The organism is Kitasatospora sp. MAA4 (genome assembly GCF_029893355.1).
Classification (GTDB): domain Bacteria; phylum Actinomycetota; class Actinomycetes; order Streptomycetales; family Streptomycetaceae; genus Kitasatospora.
Genome location: NZ_JARZAI010000001.1, coordinates 72,475 through 89,463, shown reverse-complemented (window position 1 = coordinate 89,463; position 16,989 = coordinate 72,475). Strand labels below are relative to the sequence as shown.

Below are 16,989 nucleotides of genomic sequence, written 5' to 3'. Positions count from 1 at the left end.
ACTGGACTGTTGCGATCGCGGCAGCCGATCCGCCACGTTCCGCGCGCTTCGATGCCCACTTGCGCGTTCCTGTTGACGGGCTGCCATTTATGCGCAGATTATGTCACCCACTCGTCAAGCCCAGCCTGCCTCAGCGCACGGCGTGCGCAGGCCCGTTCGGCAGCCCCACGCGCCGACAGCCGCCGACGAGCACACCCTCCCCGCTCGAAGGAGCCCACCCCCGTGGCACGTAGATCGCTCCGAACCCCACTCGTCGCGGCCCTGACCGCCGCTCTCGTCCCGGCCGCGTGCCTGCTCGGCACCGTCCCGGCCACCGCCAACGACGGCGTCAGCGCGCCGGCCGCGAACTTCTCCTCGGTCGCCGTCCCGAACACCCCGATCGCCCCGGTCCCGCCGATGGGCTTCAACAACTGGTCCCGCGCCACCTGCACGCCGCAGGCGCCCTTGGACGGATCGCCGCAGCTCAGCTACTCGTTCCAGCAGTACATGGAGGACAACGCCAAGGGCCTGTCCGACGCCGGACTGATCGCCGCCGGCTACAAGTCGATCACCGTGGACGACTGCTGGATGTACCGCAACAGCTCCGGCTACCTGCACGGCGCCCTCAACTGGGGCGGCGCCACCGACGTCCGCGACGCCACCCAGCAGCCCGGCTTCGACTACGAGCTCACCGCCTACGGCAACTACCTGCACAGCCTCGGCGCCAAGTTCGGCATCTACGAGACCTCCGGCACGCACACCTGCAGCACCGCCGCGCCGACCGCCCCCAACGAAGCCAACGGCAGCGAGTACCACGAGCAGGCCGACGCCAACTCCCTGGTCTCCTGGGGCGTCGACGAGCTGAAGTACGACAACTGCGGCCCCCAGGAGCCGATTCCCACCCTGGACGCGCGGATGTCCGGCGACCTGAACACCGCCGTCACCAACGCCGACAACGCCGGCACCCCCACCCCCAACGTCATGTTCAACATCTCCGCACCGGCCGGACTCGGCAACGGCGGCGCCAAGTTCGCCTCGATGGACTCGGTCCGCGGCCTCGGCCAGCTCTGGCGGGTGGGCCCGGACATCTGGAACTACGGCGACGGCAAGGACCCCTGGAACCAGGCGCTGCCCAGCGGCGGCTACAACTTCGGCGCCTACCAGAGCTTCGACAACACCCTGGAGCTCAGCCGCTACCAGGGCCCCGGCACCTGGAACGACGCCGACATGCTGCTGATCGGCGACAACGGCATGACCACCGCCGAGGAGCGCAGCCAGCTGGCGCTCTTCTCCTCGCTGGCCGCCCCGCTGGTGATCAGCACCGACGCCCGCAAGTTCGAGCCCTCCTACATCGCCGCGCACCCGGCCGAGGCCGCGCACCTCAACGCCTCCGTCGCGATCCTCGGCAACTCCGAGGTCATCGCGGTCGACCAGGACCCGCTGGGCGCCGGCGGCTACCGGGTCTCCGGCGGCGCCGCCAACGCCGACGGCTCCCCCGCCGCCGACAGCGGCGTCGACGTGGTCGTCAAGCCGCTGGCCGACGGCAGCCGCGCAGTGGTCGTCCTCAACAAGGGCCCCGCGACCGTCCCGTACACGCTCTCGCTGGCGAGCCTCGGCTTCTCGGGCGCCGGCTGCGGCTACGACGTGCGCGATCTGTGGGCGCACAGCACCAGCACCTCGACGGGCACGGTCGCGCTGAACATCGCCTCGCACGACAACGCGATGCTGAAGATCACCCCGCAGTCCGGCTGCGGCACCACCACCCCGCGCGGCCAGATCACCGCCTCCCGCGACGACTGGGGCAAGGCCTCGCTCTGCCTGGACAACCACGCCTCCGGCACCGCCGTGAACAACCCCGTCGACGTGTATCCCTGCACCGGCAACTCCAACCAGCAGTGGCAGCGCAACGCCGACGGCTCCGTCCAGCTGATGCAGACCGGCGCCGGCAGCCTCTGCCTCACCGCCCAGAGCGGCACCAGCACCGGCGCCCTCAACGGCCAGTCCGGCCGCTGGGCCGGCGTCGCCCCCTGCGGCAGCTCGCCCGGCAACCAGACCTGGACCTACAACCGGGACGGCAACCTGACGCTCGCCGGCACCACCCAGTGCCTGGACGTCTACAGCGGCACGACCACCACCAGCGGCACCCCCGTCGACCTCTACAGCTGCGGCGCCTCCCCCAACGTCCAGACCAACCAGACCTGGGCCGCCCCGTTCAGCACCCCGCCCGCCGCCTGACCCCCGCCTGACCCCGCACGGCCCCGGGCCACAGGCCCGGGGCCTCCCCTCGATCCGGGACTACACTCACCCCATGCTCAAAGCTGATCGAATCGCGCGCATCCTTGACCACATCGCCAAGGAGGGCAGCGCCGACGTGCACGCGCTCACCGCCCTCCTCGACGTGTCGGGGGCGACGATCCGCCGCGACCTGCAGACCCTGCACGAGCAGGGCCTGCTGCACCGCACCCGCGGCGGCGCCGTCACCGGTCCCGTCAATCTGGAACTCCCGCTGCGCCACCGGGCCAGCCGCCAGCAGGAGGAGAAGCGCCGGATCGCCCAGGCCGCCGCCCAGCTGGTGCCCGACGGCGCGGTGGTGGGCATGACCGGCGGCACCACCGTCACCGAGATCGCCCGCGTGCTCAGCGAGCGCAGCGGGCTCACCATCGTCACCAACGCGGTCAACATCGCCGCCGACCTGATCGTCAGATCCGACATCCGCCTCGTCGTCATCGGCGGCAACGCCCGCACCGCCAGCTACGAACTGGTCGGCCCGGCCGCCGAGCGCATGCTCAGCCAGTACCACCTGGACATCGCCTTCATCGGCGTGGACGGCCTCACCGCCGGCGAGGGCTGCACCACCCACGACGAGATGGAGGCCCACACCGACCGCGCCTTCCTGCGCAGCAGCGCCCGGTCGGTCGTCGTCGCCGACACCACCAAGATCGGCCGCGTCACCTTCGCCGAGATCTGCCCGCTCGCCGACATCGACGACCTGGTCACCGACGACACCCTGGGCCCGGAGCAGGAGAAGGCCATCACCGAACGCGGCGTCCGCGTCATCCGCGCCTGAGCCGCTACCTCGGGTCGCCGTCGACGAACGCGTGCAGGTGCAGGTCGTGCCAGCCGTCCGCGTGCAGCAGCGCGCTGCGCTGGGTGCCTTCGAGCGCGTACCCGGCCTTGGCGGCCACCCGGCAGGACGCCGAATTGAGCACCGAGTGGCCCAACTGGAGGCGGTGCAGTCCGAGTTCCTCCAGTCCCCAGCGGGTGAGCCGCCGCACCGCGTCGACCACGACACCGCCGCCGCGAGCGGCGGGCAGGATCCAGTAGACGAACTCGGCACTGCCCTCGTGCAGGTCGACCTTCCGCCACCCGACGAGCCCCACCGCCTCGCCGCCGCCCGCCCGCGCGAGGGCCCAGATGGCGCCCTGCTCGCTCTGCCAGCGACTGCGCATCCGCTCGATCCTCCCGAGCGCGACCTCCCGGGACTCCATGTGCAGGAAGTTCCAGTGGCGGATGTCCGGATCCTGAGCGGCCGCCACCAGAACGTCGGCGTCGCCGACTTCCCACGGCCGCAGCTCCCATCCACCGGGAAGGTCGAACACCGGCTGCGCGAGCCCGGCCATCCGACCGACGGGAACAACAGGGGGGACAGCTGGAGTGGAGATCATCGCGACATCGTAAATCAGGTGCTGGGCTCTCCCCGCGCGGTGTACAACTCGGGACCGTGACCGCCGAGATCCGTCCCATCGCCCCCGCCGAGGCCGTCGACTTCCTGCGCATCGTGCCGTCCTACGCGGGCACGCCCAACTGGGAGCCCGAGCCCGCCGCCTGGCACGCCGGTGTCGGCCTCACGTCACGGTTCGGGCGGGCCGCCGGGCACGACGAACTGCTCGCCGCCGCGGCCGGGATGAGCGACCTGGACCGCACTCGGGCCGCCTTCGTCGACGGCCGGCTGGTCGGCACCTCGCAGGTGCTGTCGCTGGAGGTCACCGTCCCCGGCGCCGGACCGGTCGCGATGGGCGGCGTGACCGCCGTGGGCGTCCTGCCCACCCACCGCCGCCGCGGCCTGCTGCGCGCCATGATGCGCGCGATGCTGGACGACTGCCGCCGTCGCGGCGAGGCGCTGGCCGGCCTGAGCGCGGCCGAGGGCGGCATCTACGGCCGCTACGGCTTCGGCCCCGCCACCTACACGGCCCGTTGGGAACTCGACACCCGCGGCCTGCACCCGGTGGACCGGCAGGGGCATCTCGAACTGGTGGACGTGCAGACGGCCTCGGCCGCCTGGCCGGCCCTGCACGACACGGTCCGCCGGACCAGAATCGGCGAGGTCAGCGCCTACCCCGGGCGCTGGGACGGCGGGGAGCCCCGAGGCCGGCAGTTCCTGCTGCACTACGACGACACCGGCGCCGTCGACGGCGCCGCCACCTACCGCACGCCCTGGTCACCGGACCAGGCCACCGCCGGGACCGTCGAGGTCGAGTGGCTGGAGGCGGTGTCCGCCGGCGCCTACACCGACCTGTGGTCCTTCCTGACCTCCCTGGACCTCACCCGGCGCGTGGTCGCGGCCAAGCGCCCCATCGACGAGGCGTTCCGCTGGCAGCTCGCCGACCCCCGCGCCCTGCGGATCACCCGGCAGAGCGACGACCTGTGGCTACGCCTGGTCGACCTGCCGGCAGCGCTGTCGAACCGCAACTACCAGACCTACGGAACCCTGGTCATCGAGGTCGCCGATCCCTTCTGCCCGTGGAACGAGGGCCGCTGGCAGCTCGACGGCGGGCCGCAGGGCGCGCACTGCCGACGCGCGAGGGCCGGCGCCGCGCCCGACCTCTCCCTCGACGCGTCGACCCTCGCCGCCGCCTACCTGGGCGGCACCGCGCTCGGCCCGCTGGCCGCCGCCGGCCGCGTCCAGGAGCACACCAGCGGCGCCCTCGCCCGGGCCACCGCGATGCTCACCCAGCCGCAGGCCCCGCGCAACGCCATCGGGTTCTAGCTTCCTACCGGCCGGTAGGTACACACCTGCACGCCGGTGCTGCCGAGGGCCGTCGACACCAGTTCGAGCGGGCGCTGCACGCCGTCCTCCGGGAAGATCGTCTTACCACCGCCGAGCAGCACCGGCATCAGCATCAGCCGCAGCTCGTCGACCAGCCCCTCGCTCAGCAGCGTCCGCACCAGCGTGGGACTCCCCATCACCAGCAGGTCGCCGCCCTCGCTCCCGTGCAGCTCCCGGATCCGGGCGACGGCCTTGTCCCCGGGGATCAGCGTGGTCCCACCCCAGGCCAGCGCGCCCTCGCCGAGCGTCCCGGACACCACGTACTTCGCGATCCCGTTCATCCGATCAGCGAACGGGTCCCCCGCCCGCCCGGGCCACGCCGCCGCCATCGTCTGCCAGGTGCGCCGCCCGAACAGCAGCGCGTCCGCCGTGGCGAGCGCATCGGAGAACGCACCGCCCACCACCTCCGGATCGAAGAACGGGTGCGACCAACCCCCGTGGGCGAAGCCCCCGTCGGTGTCCTCGTCCGGTCCGCCCGGCGCCTGCACGACGCCGTCCAAGCTGATGAACTCACTGATGACGATGCGCACGGGAGTCGCTCCTGTCCTCGGCCGGCTGTTGGACAAAACATAGAGCCCGGCACCGACAAAACCCGTGAACCTAGCACGGGAATCCCCAAGTCATAATCCCTTTGCGCCAGTTGATTCTCCGTGCCATGATCCCGCCGGGCACGGTCACGTCGGCGCAACCGAGAGAGTACGAGTCATGATTCTGGTTACCGGTGCCACTGGCACCGTCGGTTCCCTTGTGGTGTCGGCACTGCGGTCGCAGGGCCGCGAGGTGCGGGCGATGGTCCGCAAGTCGACGTCCGCGCCCGCCTCCTGGGACGAGGGCGTGCACCCCGTCGTCGCGGACTTCGAGGATGCGGCGTCGTTGGACGCGGCGGTCGCCGGTGTCGAGGCGGTCTACCTGCTGGTGGGCGTGGATCCGAGGATGGCCGAGCACGAGTGCCAGGTGATCGACGCCGCCGTGCGGTCCGGCGGGCGTCCCAAGGTCGTGCTGCACGCTGCCGCCGGGGTCGACCTGCGGCCCGAGGGTGTGCGGTTCGTGGCCGCGCATGTCACGGCGTTCGATCATCTGCAGGCGTCGGGCCTGGAGTGGACGGTGCTCGCGCCGGGCGGCTTCTTCCAGGGCTTCCTGGGCATGGCCGGCTCGGTCAAGGCCGGTTCGATAGCCCTGCCGGCCGGCGCGGCGGCGGTCTCGTACGTCGACGCCGCCGACATCGCCGAGGTCGCCGCGCACGTGCTGACCACGGACGGGCACACCGGCAGGGTCTACACCGTCACCGGACCGCAGGCCCTGACCCACACCGAGATCGCCGACCAGCTGGGCGACGTGGCCGGCCGGGCCGTCAACTACCTGGCGGCGACGGCGGACCAGGCCCGCGCGGCACTGCTCGCGGCCGGCCTCGACGAGTGGCGGGTCGACGGGCTGATCGAGCTGTACGGGCTGTACGCGGCCGGACACGCCTCCAAGGTGTCCGACGCGGTGCCGGTACTGCTGGGCCGCCCCGCCCGGACGTTCGCCGAGTTCGCGGCCGCGAACGGCGCAGTGTTCCGCTCCTCCTGACGGCTCAGTCGTCCCCTTCCGTACGGCGCCCGGCGAGCACCGCCGCACCGGCCGTCACGAGGGCGGCCAGCGCCGTGGATTCGGCGAGGGCCGCCACCGGGAAGGTCACCCGCGCCGTGCGCGAGGCGGTGATCAGCGCCCGGACGACGGCGTTCGCCGGCGACCCGGGCGCCACCAGCGCCAGTACGGCCGCCCCGAGGCTCGCCGGGATGCCGTACTGCGCGCGCAGCAGCACCGGACGGGTGCAGAGCGCCCCGACCGCCACCCCCAGCAGCACGCACACCACCGTGCCCAACAGCCCCGCCAGCAACACCTGCGGAAGCGGGGCCTCCGCCTCCGGCGGTATGGTGGTCCGCCCGCTGACCGCCCAGACTCCGAGCAGCCCGGCCAGTCCGAGCGACAGCCCGGTGGCCAACGCCGCCAGCAGCGCGGCGAGATGCGTACGCGGCTGCCCCGCCGCCGCACCGAGGCAGGCCCGCGACGCGGCGGGCTCGCCGGTAGCGGTGCAGCGGACGTACCAGGCGGTGACCGGCAGCAGAACCGCCGTGCCGAAGCCGTACGCGCCGAGCAGGGACTCCCCCGCCGAGATGCCGATCACCATCAGCAGCACGTACGCCAGGAAGGGCGGCAGCCAGCGCTGCGAGCGGAACAGCAGCTCCAGCTGATAGCGGATCAGGGCGGTCACGGCGTCCTCTCGTGCGGCTCGACCGAACGGATGTGGGCGGCGGGCCGGCCGGTGAGCAGGCGGCGCAGCAGCGCGTCGGAGTGCCGGGCCGGTACGTCCAGGACCGTCCCGCCGTCCTGCGACGGCGTGCGGGACGGGTCGCCGGGCAGCCGGTCCGGCAGCGGACCTTCCACCTCGATCCGTACGAGGTGGTCTGTCCCGGCCTCCGGTGACGGTTCAACAGCGCGCAGCCCGCCGCCCTGGACCGCGTACGCGCCGGTGGCCACGCCCGCCAGCCGGTGGGGGTCGTGGTCGACGAAGAGCACCCTGGCCCCCTGGGCCGCCCGCTCGGCGGCCTCCTCGTCGAGCAGGGTGCGGGCCGCCTGGTCGAGGCCCGTCCACGCTTCGTCCAGCAGCAGCACGTCGGTCTCGGCCAGCAGTGCCTGCGCCACGGCGACCTTCTGGCAGGTGCCCTTGGACAGCCGGCTCAGCGGGGTCCCGGACCGGTCCGCGATACCGAAGCGGTCCAGCCAGTACGCGGCCCGGCGGGCGGACTCGGCGCTGGACAGCCCGTGGATGCGGCCGAGGTGGCACAGGTACGTCCGCGCGTCGAACGGCAGCGCGGGCGGGAACCGCTCGGGGACGTACGCCCGGCGGCCGGGCACCGCGACCGTCCCCGTACTCGGCGGTTCGACGCCGCCGATCAGCTTGAGCAGCGTCGACTTACCGCTGCCGTTCGCCCCCTCGATCCGGACCAGCTCCCCCGGCCGCACGGAGAGCTCCACCCCGCGCAGGATCCACGGCGCTCCCCGCCCGTACCGTTTACCCACCCCGCTCAGCCTCACCCAGCGCCCCTTCCGGCTTGCGTCGCAGCATAGTTCGCCCCGCTTAAGGGCCGCGTAGGTGATCGTCATACGGAACTCACGGTGCTGGCCGACCCGCGGACACGCCCTCGATCGGGTGAGTTGCGCTACCTTCGGGGCAGCGTGCCGTCAGGGTAGTGGTCGTGATCAACATCCGAATTCGCGCTGCCGCCAGTGCAGTTGCCATCGCCTCTGCCGTCGTGCTCGCCCCCGCGAGCCCGGCCGTCGCCGCTCCGGCGGCCCCGGCCGACGCCGCCCCGTTCCAATGCCTCGACCCCAGCGGGGCGGCACTCTGGAGCGGCCCCCAGTGCGATGGCCTCATCGTCCACGAACTCGGCACCCAGGCCGTCGCCATCGTCCTGGACGGCCGCCGGATCGACTTCGCCGACGACGCCGAACTGCGCGCCGACAACTGCGCCGACCGGCCGGCCGTCACCGTCCCCGCCACCGCCTTCGAGCGCATCCCGGCGGGCCCGGACCCGCTGTACGCAGCAGTGGACCGCCAGGTGGACGTACCCCGTATCACCCCAACGCCGCACTGGCGCAAGGACTGTCGCCCGCTCTTCCGTTCGGACGGCCGCGACCCGTCCGTCATCTTCGCCCAGGGCTTCGGCCCCAAGGACGTCAACGGCCAGTACGACATCACCAGTTACGTCCTCCAGAACCAGCCCTCGCCGTTCGTCAGCACCACCTTCGACCCCGAGCTGTACAAGAAGTGGAAGAAGGTGCCCTGGGACTACTTCATCGACGCCCCCGGTGGCATCGACGTCAACGCGACCATCGGTGACCAGCACATGTACGCCGACCAGGTCGAGGTAGCGTTCCCCGGCGGCGTCGACCGGCACTTCATCCGCCGGGCCTGCCCGGTCGACCGCGCCACCGCCTCACTGATCGAGTCCGGCTGCGTGGACAACCCCGACTACCACGCCTGGCTGCACTGACCTTCACCACCGAACCCGACGGCCCGCTCCTCGAATCGGTCGAGGAGCGGGCCGTCGATGTTCCCGTGTCGGGTCGTAGCTGTCAGCCGGCTGCCAGGATCTCCACCCCGAGCGCTTTGAGTTGCTCGACGACCGCGTTGTGGGGGTCGGCGTCGGTGATCAGTCCGCTGACCTTCTCCCAGGGCAGGACGCGGAACCGCGAAGCGGTGCCGATCTTCTCGGAGGAGGCGAGGATGTAAGTGTCCGCGGCCCGTGCGGCCAGGGCGCGCTTCATGGCGGCCTCATCGGCGTCTGCGGTGGTCAGTCCCGCTTCGGGATGCACGCCGGTGACGCCGAGCAGGCACAGGTCGGCGGAGATGTTCTGCGCCGCTTCGACCGCGGCGGCGCCGCAGGCGACCGCTGAGTGCTTGAAGATGCGGCCGCCGAGCAGGAAGAGCTCCGCCTGCGGATGTTCAAGCAGGGCCGCGACGATGGTCGGGCTGTGGGTGATCACGGTGCAGGCCAGGTCCTGCGGGAGCGCGTGGGCGACGGCGAGGGCGGTGGTGCCGCCGTCGAGAATCAGCGTGCCACCCGGCCGCACCAGAGCGGCTGCCACCGAGGCGACCCTCCGCTTGCCCTCCGGGGCCACGCTCTGCCGGGCGGCGTAGTCCACCACCGCCGGCGAGACGGGAAGCGCGCCGCCGTAGACCCGCTGGCACAGTCCCTCGGCGGCGAGATCGCGCAGGTCGCGCCGCACGCTGTCCTCGGAGATCCCCAGTTCGGCGGCGACGTCCTTGGCGACGATCTTGCCCTGGCGCGCGAGCAGACCGAGCAGGTGTTCGCGCCGTTCAGCAGCTAGCATCCGCATTCTCTCCTGTTCTTGCATGTTTCTGCATGTATGGTAGCGCCCGTGACCGACAACCCCATGCTCATCCTGATCGCCGGCCCCTACCGCTCCGGCACCGACGGCGATCCGCAGGCCATGGCAGCCAACCTCGCCCGCCTCGAAGCGGCCGCCTGGCCGGTCTTCGCCACCGGCCACCTTCCCGTGATCGGGGAGTGGATCGCCCTGCCCGTCCTGCGCTCCGCCGGCGCGAGCCCCACCGACCCCCTCGCCGACCAGGTGCTCTACCCGACCGCCGACCGTCTGCTCGCACGCTGCGACGCCGTGCTGCGCCTGCCCGGTGACTCCACCGGAGCCGACCAGGACGTCGCCACCGCCCGCCGCCGCGGCCTGCCCGTCTACCACGACGTGGCCGAGATCCCCCGCCGCACCCCGCAGGAGACCACGTGACAGGCCGCCCCGGCATCGACACCCCCGACCACCGCGGCCGCACCGGCCTCGACCAGGCCGGACGCGGCCTGAACCGCAACCCCGACATCAAGGTCCGCGACGTCGAGCTCACCTCCCAGGGCTGGCACGTCCTGCGGCGCACCACCTTCGACTACCGCCGCCGCGACGGACGCTGGGAGACCCAGCAGCGCGAGACCTACGACCGCGGCGACGGCGCCGTCGTCCTGCCCTACGACACCGAACGCGGCTGCGTCCTGCTCACCCGTCAGTTCCGCTACCCGGCCTACGCCAACGACCACCCCGACGGCATGCTCATCGAAGCCGCCGCAGGGCTGCTCGACGCGGACGACCCGCCCGCCGCCGTCAGACGCGAGTGCGCCGAGGAACTCGGCGTCACCCTCGGCCCGCTCACCCACGTCCTCGACGCCTACATGAGCCCCGGCTCCGTCACCGAACGCCTCCACTTCTTCGCCGCCCCCTACACCCCGGCCGACCGGACCGGGACCGGCGGCGGACTCGAGGAGGACGGCGAAGACATCGAGGTCCTCGAACTGCCCTTCGCCCAGGCCCTCGCCATGACTCGTGACGGACGCATCACCGACGGGAAGACCATCCTGCTCCTGCAATGGGCAGCCCTGGACGGTCCCTTCACCCCCGCAGCGGGCGGCCGCTGACAACACAAGCCCGACTCGCCGGTCGCGGTCACGGGTGTGCCCCCACTGCCTCGCGCGGTGGGGGCACTTCGGCGGTTCACTAGGACTGGAAGTCGACCTTGATGTCGAGGGCAGCCAGGTCGTCGTCGTTGACGGTGAAGGCGCGGACGTTGAGCATGAACTTCGCCCTCGGGATCTCCCTGGGGAGGTCGATGACAGCGGTCAGGACCGTACGCCCCTTCGGGATGGGGCCCTTGCCGTCACTGGTGTCGCAACTCAGCTTCAGGGCGTCGACGCCGCCACCGCGCAGTTCCTCGAAAAGGTCGTACCGGCGCTGGAGAAGCTTGACCAGGCCGAGCTTGATGACGAGGTCGAAGTAGGCGCCGTCCTCGATCGCTTCCACCGCGACCGCGTTGATCCGGAGTGTGACAGTGCTTCCCGGTTTCGGCGGATCCGGGGAGACCAGAAGGGACTCGATCTGCAGCGGGTCCGACGGCAAACCTGCGTCCGTATAGCTCCAACCGGCCATGGAGGACTCCTTGTGTAGCAATGCACCACGGTGGCGCGCGCGGCCAGTCTCGGCCACGACAGTTGGGCAAGACGGACAGTGACACGTCAAACCACTCGAACGGGCGAATGAATGCTCATCGCAGTTCCCAACGCGAAGCAGGGGAACTACCGCGTGGCGGCGTCCAGAAGGACGTCCACGAGTCGGTCGGCCGCGTCCGGTCGGCCGTGGAGGCGGGACTGCTGGGCCATGTCGCTGCGCCGGACGGGGTCCGTGAGCAGCGGCTCCACCGCCTGCCGCAGGGTGTCCGGGGTTGCGGCGCCGAGTAGAGCGACTGCGGCTCCGGCGTCGGCGAGGTGGCGGGCGTTGTGGGCCTGCTCGTTGCCGGCGGAGGAGGCCAGCGGGACGAAGACGGCGGCCTTGCCGAGCGCGGTCAGCTCGGCGAGGGTGCCGGCGCCGCTGCGGGAGATCACCAGGTCGGCCAGGGCGAGGACGTCGGGCAGCTCCGGTCCGACGTAGCCGGTGAGCAGATAGCGGGCCGCCAGGTGGGCGGGCAGTGTCGCGGCGGACTGCGCCAGGACAGCCACGTTCGCCGGCCCGCACTGGTGGACCACGTTCGCGCGCTCCAGCAGCCACGGCAGGATGTCCCGCACCAACGTGTTGATCTGGGCCGACCCCTGGGCCCCGCCCGTCACGTAGACGGTCGGCAGCGCGCGGTCGAAGCCGTCCAACCCCAGCGCCTGAACTGCCTTCTCCGGCTGCCCGGTCAACACCTCGGGTCGCACCGGGTTCCCCGTGACCACCGCAGCCGCGCGAGCCGACTCCGGCAGAAGGGCGAGGGTGGACTCGGAGGAGACCGCGAAGCGGGTCGCGTAGCGGGCGACCTGCCGGTTGGCCAGGCCCAGTCGGACCGTCTGCTCGTGCACCACCAGCGGACGGTGGCACAGCCGGGCCGCCAGGCACACCGGCACCGCCACGTACCCGCCCGTCGCCAGCACGACGTCGGGGACGAAGTCGGCGACGATCCTGCGCGCCTGGACAGCACCGAGCGGCACCCTGCCCATGTCGCGGATGTTGGCTGCGGAGACCATCTTGAGCGGATTGCTGGACCGCCGGATCTTGCCGGTGGCGACCTCGGCGAACCTGATCCCCTCGGCGGCGGCGACACGGGCCTCCAGGCCGTCGGCCGTCCCGACCCACAGGACGTCCAGCCCTTGGCCGGCGCCCGCAAGCCTGGCCTGGAGCGTACGTACCGCCGTGAGCGCGGGGTACGTGTGGCCGCCGGTACCGCCGCCCGTGACGATCAGTCGGAAAGCCTGCTCCGGGAGGTGGTTGACGGCATCACTGCTCACAGATGAGCTCCCGTTCTGACTGCGCCGGGGTGACCCAACCCGCGCCTGGGGAAAGCGGAACACTGCGGACGATAGCAGGGCAATGCGTCCGAAATTCCCGACTCGTCAACTGTCAGCAGCGAAGTCCCCGGCCCGGACGCTGGCCACGAACGTGCGCCACGCGGGGGCGGGGAAGGCGAGGGTGGGGCCGTGGGGGTCCTTGGAGTCGCGGAGGTCCATCCCGGTGGCGGCCCGGCGCGTCTCAACGCACTCGCCGTTCTGGTTGCTGTAACTGCTCTTGAACCACTCGGACTGTTGAGATGACATACACCGAATCATTTCTAAGGGTGGGGCAGTTCGTTCGCGACGGCGGCAATGAAGGCCTCGGACTCCAGAGCGCTCAAGGCAGTCGCACGAAGGTGGTTGAAGAAGCTGTCGTACGAGGCGGTGTCTTGCGGATCTTCCAGACAGGCGTGGCTCGTGAGGCTCTCCAGAAGGACCACGTCCAATCCTGACGGCGGAGGGAAGCGATAGGTCAGGAAGGGAAGCGGCCCGCCCATGATGGCGCCTGCCGTGAAGGGTAGTACCTGCACGGTGACGTGCGGAAGTTGGGCGACGTCAATCAGGCGGAGGAGCTGGTTCCGAAGGACCGCGGGTCCGCCGACCTGCTGGCGCAACGCGGCCTCGCCCAGGACCATCCAGACGTTCAGCGGCGCCGGGTGCTCGCGGGTGAGCACCTTCTGACGCTCCAGCCGCACCCGCACCTTGGTCCGCTGGTCGTCGTCCAACGGTCCCACCGAGCCGCCCCGGATCACGGCGGTCGCGTACTCCTCGGTTTGGAAGAGTCCGGGGATGACGCCCGGCTGGAAGCCGCGGCATTCCGAGACCTCGTCCTCAAGGCCGATCAGGTCCAGGAAGTCCTGGGGCAGTTGGTCCTCCAGCGTGCGCCACCAGCGCTGGTGGCGACCTTCGCGGGCGAGCGCGAGCCAGCCGTCGCGATCTGCCGTCGCCGCCACGCCGTACAGGTCGAGCAGCGCCTTGAGGTCCAGCGGACGGATGCCGCTCTTGCCCGACTCGATTCTGCTGATCTTCGCGGGATGGCAACTCAGTTGCGTGGCAGCGTCTTCGAGGAGCAGCCCGTGGTCCTCCCGAAGCCGCCGGAGGTTGGTTCCGAGCACCCGCCTGCGCACGGTCGGCCGCTGCTCCACGCCCACGCTTCCCCCTCGTCTTTCACCCCGTCAATCACGCTTCGATGGTCCGCATGGTACTCGGGTCACGATCTCTGCAAGCGACTTGAAGTGTAGGACTTGCACTTTCGTCGGCTTGCGAGGACGCTACTGAGCGTAGTCCAGTGAAAGACTCAACGTGATCACGACGGCTCACCACCGGGCATTCCCATGCCCGCTCCGACCGCCGCCAAGGCCGTCGGCCGATCCGGGTCACGATTTCAACTCCCTTGTCCGGAAGGTGGCTTCACCATGCCCGAAACACTCGCCGCAGAGGACAGCTGCTGGCTGCCGCGCAGCCCCACCTCGCCCCGGGCGGCCCGTCGGCTGCTGGTCGAGCTGCTCGGCACGGTGGAAGGCGGTCGCCGCTTCGCCGACGTCGGGTTGTTGCTGGTCAGCGAGTTGGTGACCAATGCCGTCATCCACGGGACGCCGCGGGATCGGCTTGTCTGGCTGTCACTGAGAGTTGACGCCGACCTGCTGCGGATCGAGGTGCACGACGCCCGCGCCGACCGGGCGCCGGTGTTGCGCGCGGTCGGCGGGGAGGATGAGTCGGGGCGCGGGCTGTTGCTCGTCAAGTCCCTGGCGCTGCGGTGGGGTTGCCGTCCGCGGCGGGATCTGGGGAAGATCGTCTGGGTGGAGTGCGGCGGCTGATGGCAGCAGGGGTCAGCTGGGGCGGCGCAGGAGTTGCCGCCAGCCCTGGCGGGTCGCCACTTCCGGTTGGCGCGCCCAGGACGGGGATGGCTGGACGGCGGGCGGGGCGGTCGGCGGAGCGACGGGGGCGGGGTCCGCGACGGGGCCGGTGAAGTAGTCCGCGTCCTTCGGCCGGTGGGCGAGTGGCCGGGTGCCGCGAGTGGCCGGTTCCAGGTGGGGGATGTGCTTGGAGCAGTGGATGTAGGCCTCGTCCACCGAGATGTGCACCCACAGCTCGGTACGCCGCCCCGGGGCGGTCTCGATCGGCAGCTGCGGGTAGGCGGTGCGCAGCGCGTCGTCGGGGCGCAGGTGGGCGGTGCCGTTGACGTGCAGGCCGATCCGGTCGCCGGTGAAGTCCAGGAAGAGCAGGCCGAGATGGGGGTTCTCGGTGATGTTCCCGGCGGTCGCCATGACGCCGTTGCCGCGGTACTCGGGGTAGGCCAGCGTGTGGTCGTCCAGGACGATGACGAATCCCGGCGGCCCGGCCCGGAAGCTGGTGTCGCAGGCGCCGTGGGCGTCCGAGCTGGCCAGGAAGACCATCGTCTGGCGGCCGATGAACTCCTGCATCTGGGCGGTCAGGTGCGGCCGCACCTGGCGATGGTAGAAGTCCGCGGCGCGCTCGGTGTTGCCGAGCTGCTCCTGGAGCCGGTGTTCGCCGGCCGAGCCGAAGGTGGAAACCGGCTGGGTCACGAGGGGTTCACATCATCGAGCGAGTCGAGCGAAACGAACGGGTCGTGGTAGAGCCGCTCCAGCGGGATCCCGCCGCGGCGCAGGATCCGGGCGGCGGCGATGATCATCGGCCCGGGACCGGCGAGGTAGGCGTCGTGCTGCGGCCAGGGGCCGGTGCGGGCGATCGCCTTGAGCAGCTGGTTCCCATCGGGGGTCCCGGCCGACTGCTCGTCGGCGACGGCGGCCCGGACGGCGAGCCAGGGGTGGCGCTGCGCCAGCTGGTACAGGTCGTCCAGCGCGTACAGCTCTTCGAGCGTGCGGGCACCGACGAAGAGGTCGACGGGTCTCTGCACTCCGTCCAGGACGGCCTGTTCGATCAGCGCCCGAATCGGCGCGAGCCCGGTGCCGCCGGCCACGCACACCACGCCCCGCCGCGACCGCCCGTCCATCGTCATGTCCCCGAGCGGGGCGCCGAGCTTCAGGACGTCCCCGACGACGGCGCGGCGCACCAGGGAGTTGCTGATCCGGCCACCGGTGACGGCCCGGACGTGGAAGGTGATGGTGCCGTCCGGGCGCGGGGCGTGTGCCGGGGAGTAGTAGCGCCAGGTCTTGGGCCACCAGGGCGTCTCCATGCTGACGAACTGCCCACCGGTGAACGGGTACGGGTGGTCGGTCTGCACGGTGATCTCGGCGAGGTCGACGGAGCGGCGCTGGTGATCGACGACACGGGCCTGCCAGACGGCGGGACGGTGCTGCGCGTCTTCGAGCGCGGCCTCGTCCATGGCCTGCGCGGCGGCGTTGTACGCCTTGGTCCAGGCGGCGGCGACTTCGGGGGTCCAGGCCGGACCTGCGAAGTGCTCCAGGGTGGCGAGCAGGCAGGCGCCGACCGCCGCGTAGTGGCCGCTCAGGGTGCCGAACTTGCGGTGGTCGCGGCCCAGATCGCTGCAGAAGGTCACCAGGTTCGCGGGATCGTCGACGAGTTCGACGATCAGCAGCAGTGCGCGCAGCAACCGGTCCTGCTGGACGTCCATCTGGGTCGGGAACAGCTCGCGGACCTGCGGGTAGTGGTCGAACAGGGTCGCGTAGAAGAACCTGGGCAGGTCGGCCGCGAACGGCTCGACCGCGGCCACGCTCGCCCGGATCAGGGCGATCTCGCGGGCCGTCAGCAGCTGGCCCGGTTCGGGCAGCTCGACGGCCGGGGCTGGGGCCGGCGGCCGGTTCTCCTGCGGTGCCGCCTGGGTGGCGACGCCTCCGGTGGATCGGTCGGCGCGGAACTTCACAATGCGGCTCTCCAGTCCAGTTCGTCACCCCCCAGTGAACCGTGGTTGCCCGGCATGGACCCGACAGATTCTCCCCAGTGACCTGCTCCCCGCCAAGCGCCATTCGGTGAAACCTCTGTGCACATGGGCTTCTTGCCAGAAGCGGAGTCGCCTGATAGCAGGCTGTGAACACCGTGCCGCCCGTACTGCGCACCACTTGCCGGGTTTTCCCGGCTCCGGGGGCGGTGCTCGGTCCGGCCCCGCCGACGGATGTGACGCGCGTCCGTTCTTGGGATGTGGCCACCACTGCGGGA

Annotated in this window: 19 protein-coding genes; 8 read left to right on the top strand and 11 right to left on the bottom strand. The window is 71.3% G+C overall.

The features are described from left to right. The first annotated feature begins 222 nt into the window (after window positions 1-222). Together P3T37_RS00430 and P3T37_RS00425 are read left to right on the top strand one after the other, a co-directional pair. Window positions 223-2,214: a ricin-type beta-trefoil lectin domain protein gene (locus P3T37_RS00430; RefSeq protein WP_280721315.1), complete on the top strand. Its 1,992-nt coding sequence runs from the start codon at window positions 223-225 to the stop codon at window positions 2,212-2,214. A gap of 73 nt (window positions 2,215-2,287) precedes the next feature. Beyond that, window positions 2,288-3,046: a DeoR/GlpR family DNA-binding transcription regulator gene (locus P3T37_RS00425; RefSeq protein ID WP_280721314.1), complete on the top strand. Its 759-nt coding sequence runs from the start codon at window positions 2,288-2,290 to the stop codon at window positions 3,044-3,046. Window positions 3,047-3,050: 4 nt separating this feature from the next. On the opposite strand, the gene P3T37_RS00420 is transcribed toward P3T37_RS00425, so the two are convergent. Then, window positions 3,051-3,644, bottom strand: coding sequence for a GNAT family N-acetyltransferase (locus tag P3T37_RS00420; protein ID WP_280721313.1), 594 nt, complete (start codon window positions 3,642-3,644; stop codon window positions 3,051-3,053). A 56-nt stretch (window positions 3,645-3,700) separates the two neighbouring features. Here P3T37_RS00420 and P3T37_RS00415 point away from each other — a divergent pair, with 56 nt between their 5' ends. After that, a complete protein-coding gene (locus P3T37_RS00415; RefSeq protein WP_280721312.1) occupies window positions 3,701-4,966 on the top strand; it encodes a GNAT family N-acetyltransferase in 1,266 nt (421 codons plus the stop codon). On the opposite strand, the gene P3T37_RS00410 is transcribed toward P3T37_RS00415, so the two are convergent. Next, on the bottom strand, window positions 4,963-5,556 hold the full coding sequence (locus P3T37_RS00410; RefSeq protein ID WP_280721311.1) for a dihydrofolate reductase family protein: 594 nt from the start codon (window positions 5,554-5,556) through the stop codon (window positions 4,963-4,965). The two genes, P3T37_RS00415 and P3T37_RS00410, sit on opposite strands and share 4 nt — an antisense overlap. A 175-nt stretch (window positions 5,557-5,731) precedes the next feature. Between P3T37_RS00410 and P3T37_RS00405 the strand changes: the two genes are divergently transcribed. Further along, window positions 5,732-6,595 carry an NAD(P)H-binding protein gene (locus tag P3T37_RS00405; RefSeq protein ID WP_280721310.1) on the top strand — a complete coding sequence of 288 codons (864 nt, stop codon included), beginning with the start codon at window positions 5,732-5,734 and terminating at the stop codon, window positions 6,593-6,595. 4 nt (window positions 6,596-6,599) lie between these two features. Here the strand turns inward: P3T37_RS00405 and P3T37_RS00400 are convergent, their stop codons facing one another. Both P3T37_RS00400 and P3T37_RS00395 read right to left on the bottom strand, forming a co-directional pair. Further along, a complete protein-coding gene (locus P3T37_RS00400; RefSeq protein WP_280721309.1) occupies window positions 6,600-7,280 on the bottom strand; it encodes an ABC transporter in 681 nt (226 codons plus the stop codon). After that, window positions 7,277-8,104, bottom strand: a complete 828-nt coding sequence (locus tag P3T37_RS00395; protein ID WP_280721308.1) for an ABC transporter ATP-binding protein — start codon at window positions 8,102-8,104, stop codon at window positions 7,277-7,279. Before P3T37_RS00395 ends, P3T37_RS00400 begins: the two co-directional genes overlap by 4 nt. Window positions 8,105-8,265: 161 nt before the next feature. Between P3T37_RS00395 and P3T37_RS36990 the strand changes: the two genes are divergently transcribed. Then, complete coding sequence (locus tag P3T37_RS36990) at window positions 8,266-9,063, top strand: hypothetical protein (protein WP_348533201.1); 798 nt, start codon at window positions 8,266-8,268, stop codon at window positions 9,061-9,063. 82 nt (window positions 9,064-9,145) lie between these two features. Here P3T37_RS36990 and P3T37_RS00385 read toward each other — a convergent pair whose 3' ends face one another. Beyond that, window positions 9,146-9,904 carry a DeoR/GlpR family DNA-binding transcription regulator gene (locus tag P3T37_RS00385; RefSeq protein WP_280721307.1) on the bottom strand — a complete coding sequence of 253 codons (759 nt, stop codon included), beginning with the start codon at window positions 9,902-9,904 and terminating at the stop codon, window positions 9,146-9,148. Between the two features lie 48 nt (window positions 9,905-9,952). Between P3T37_RS00385 and P3T37_RS00380 the strand changes: the two genes are divergently transcribed. Together P3T37_RS00380 and P3T37_RS00375 are read left to right on the top strand one after the other, a co-directional pair. Then, window positions 9,953-10,336: a DUF4406 domain-containing protein gene (locus P3T37_RS00380; protein ID WP_280721306.1), complete on the top strand. Its 384-nt coding sequence runs from the start codon at window positions 9,953-9,955 to the stop codon at window positions 10,334-10,336. Continuing rightward, on the top strand, window positions 10,333-11,010 hold the full coding sequence (locus P3T37_RS00375; protein WP_280721305.1) for an NUDIX domain-containing protein: 678 nt from the start codon (window positions 10,333-10,335) through the stop codon (window positions 11,008-11,010). The genes P3T37_RS00380 and P3T37_RS00375 overlap by 4 nt, the downstream gene beginning before the upstream one ends. Before the next feature lie 79 nt (window positions 11,011-11,089). Here the strand turns inward: P3T37_RS00375 and P3T37_RS00370 are convergent, their stop codons facing one another. From P3T37_RS00370 to P3T37_RS00355, 4 genes are all read right to left on the bottom strand, one after another. Next, on the bottom strand, window positions 11,090-11,518 hold the full coding sequence (locus P3T37_RS00370) for an ML domain-containing protein (RefSeq protein WP_280721676.1): 429 nt from the start codon (window positions 11,516-11,518) through the stop codon (window positions 11,090-11,092). 146 nt (window positions 11,519-11,664) lie between these two features. Continuing rightward, window positions 11,665-12,849 (bottom strand): UDP-N-acetylglucosamine--N-acetylmuramyl-(pentapeptide) pyrophosphoryl-undecaprenol N-acetylglucosamine transferase, encoded by a 1,185-nt coding sequence (locus P3T37_RS00365; RefSeq protein WP_280721304.1) that lies wholly within the window; start codon window positions 12,847-12,849, stop codon window positions 11,665-11,667. Window positions 12,850-12,954: 105 nt separating this feature from the next. Then, entirely contained in the window at window positions 12,955-13,155 is a 201-nt protein-coding gene (locus tag P3T37_RS00360; protein WP_280721303.1) for a DUF397 domain-containing protein, read from the bottom strand. Between the two features lie 14 nt (window positions 13,156-13,169). Continuing rightward, the gene (locus P3T37_RS00355) at window positions 13,170-14,042 is read right to left on the bottom strand and encodes a helix-turn-helix transcriptional regulator (protein ID WP_280721302.1); all 873 of its coding nucleotides are present in this window, start codon (window positions 14,040-14,042) and stop codon (window positions 13,170-13,172) included. A 264-nt stretch (window positions 14,043-14,306) separates the two neighbouring features. Here P3T37_RS00355 and P3T37_RS00350 point away from each other — a divergent pair, with 264 nt between their 5' ends. After that, window positions 14,307-14,708, top strand: a complete 402-nt coding sequence (locus P3T37_RS00350) for an ATP-binding protein (RefSeq protein WP_280721301.1) — start codon at window positions 14,307-14,309, stop codon at window positions 14,706-14,708. Window positions 14,709-14,720: 12 nt separating this feature from the next. Here the strand turns inward: P3T37_RS00350 and P3T37_RS00345 are convergent, their stop codons facing one another. Next, a complete protein-coding gene (locus P3T37_RS00345) occupies window positions 14,721-15,437 on the bottom strand; it encodes a pyridoxamine 5'-phosphate oxidase family protein (protein WP_280721300.1) in 717 nt (238 codons plus the stop codon). Continuing rightward, window positions 15,434-16,696 carry a globin domain-containing protein gene (locus tag P3T37_RS00340; protein ID WP_280721299.1) on the bottom strand — a complete coding sequence of 421 codons (1,263 nt, stop codon included), beginning with the start codon at window positions 16,694-16,696 and terminating at the stop codon, window positions 15,434-15,436. Before P3T37_RS00340 ends, P3T37_RS00345 begins: the two co-directional genes overlap by 4 nt. Window positions 16,697-16,989 lie beyond the last annotated feature (293 nt).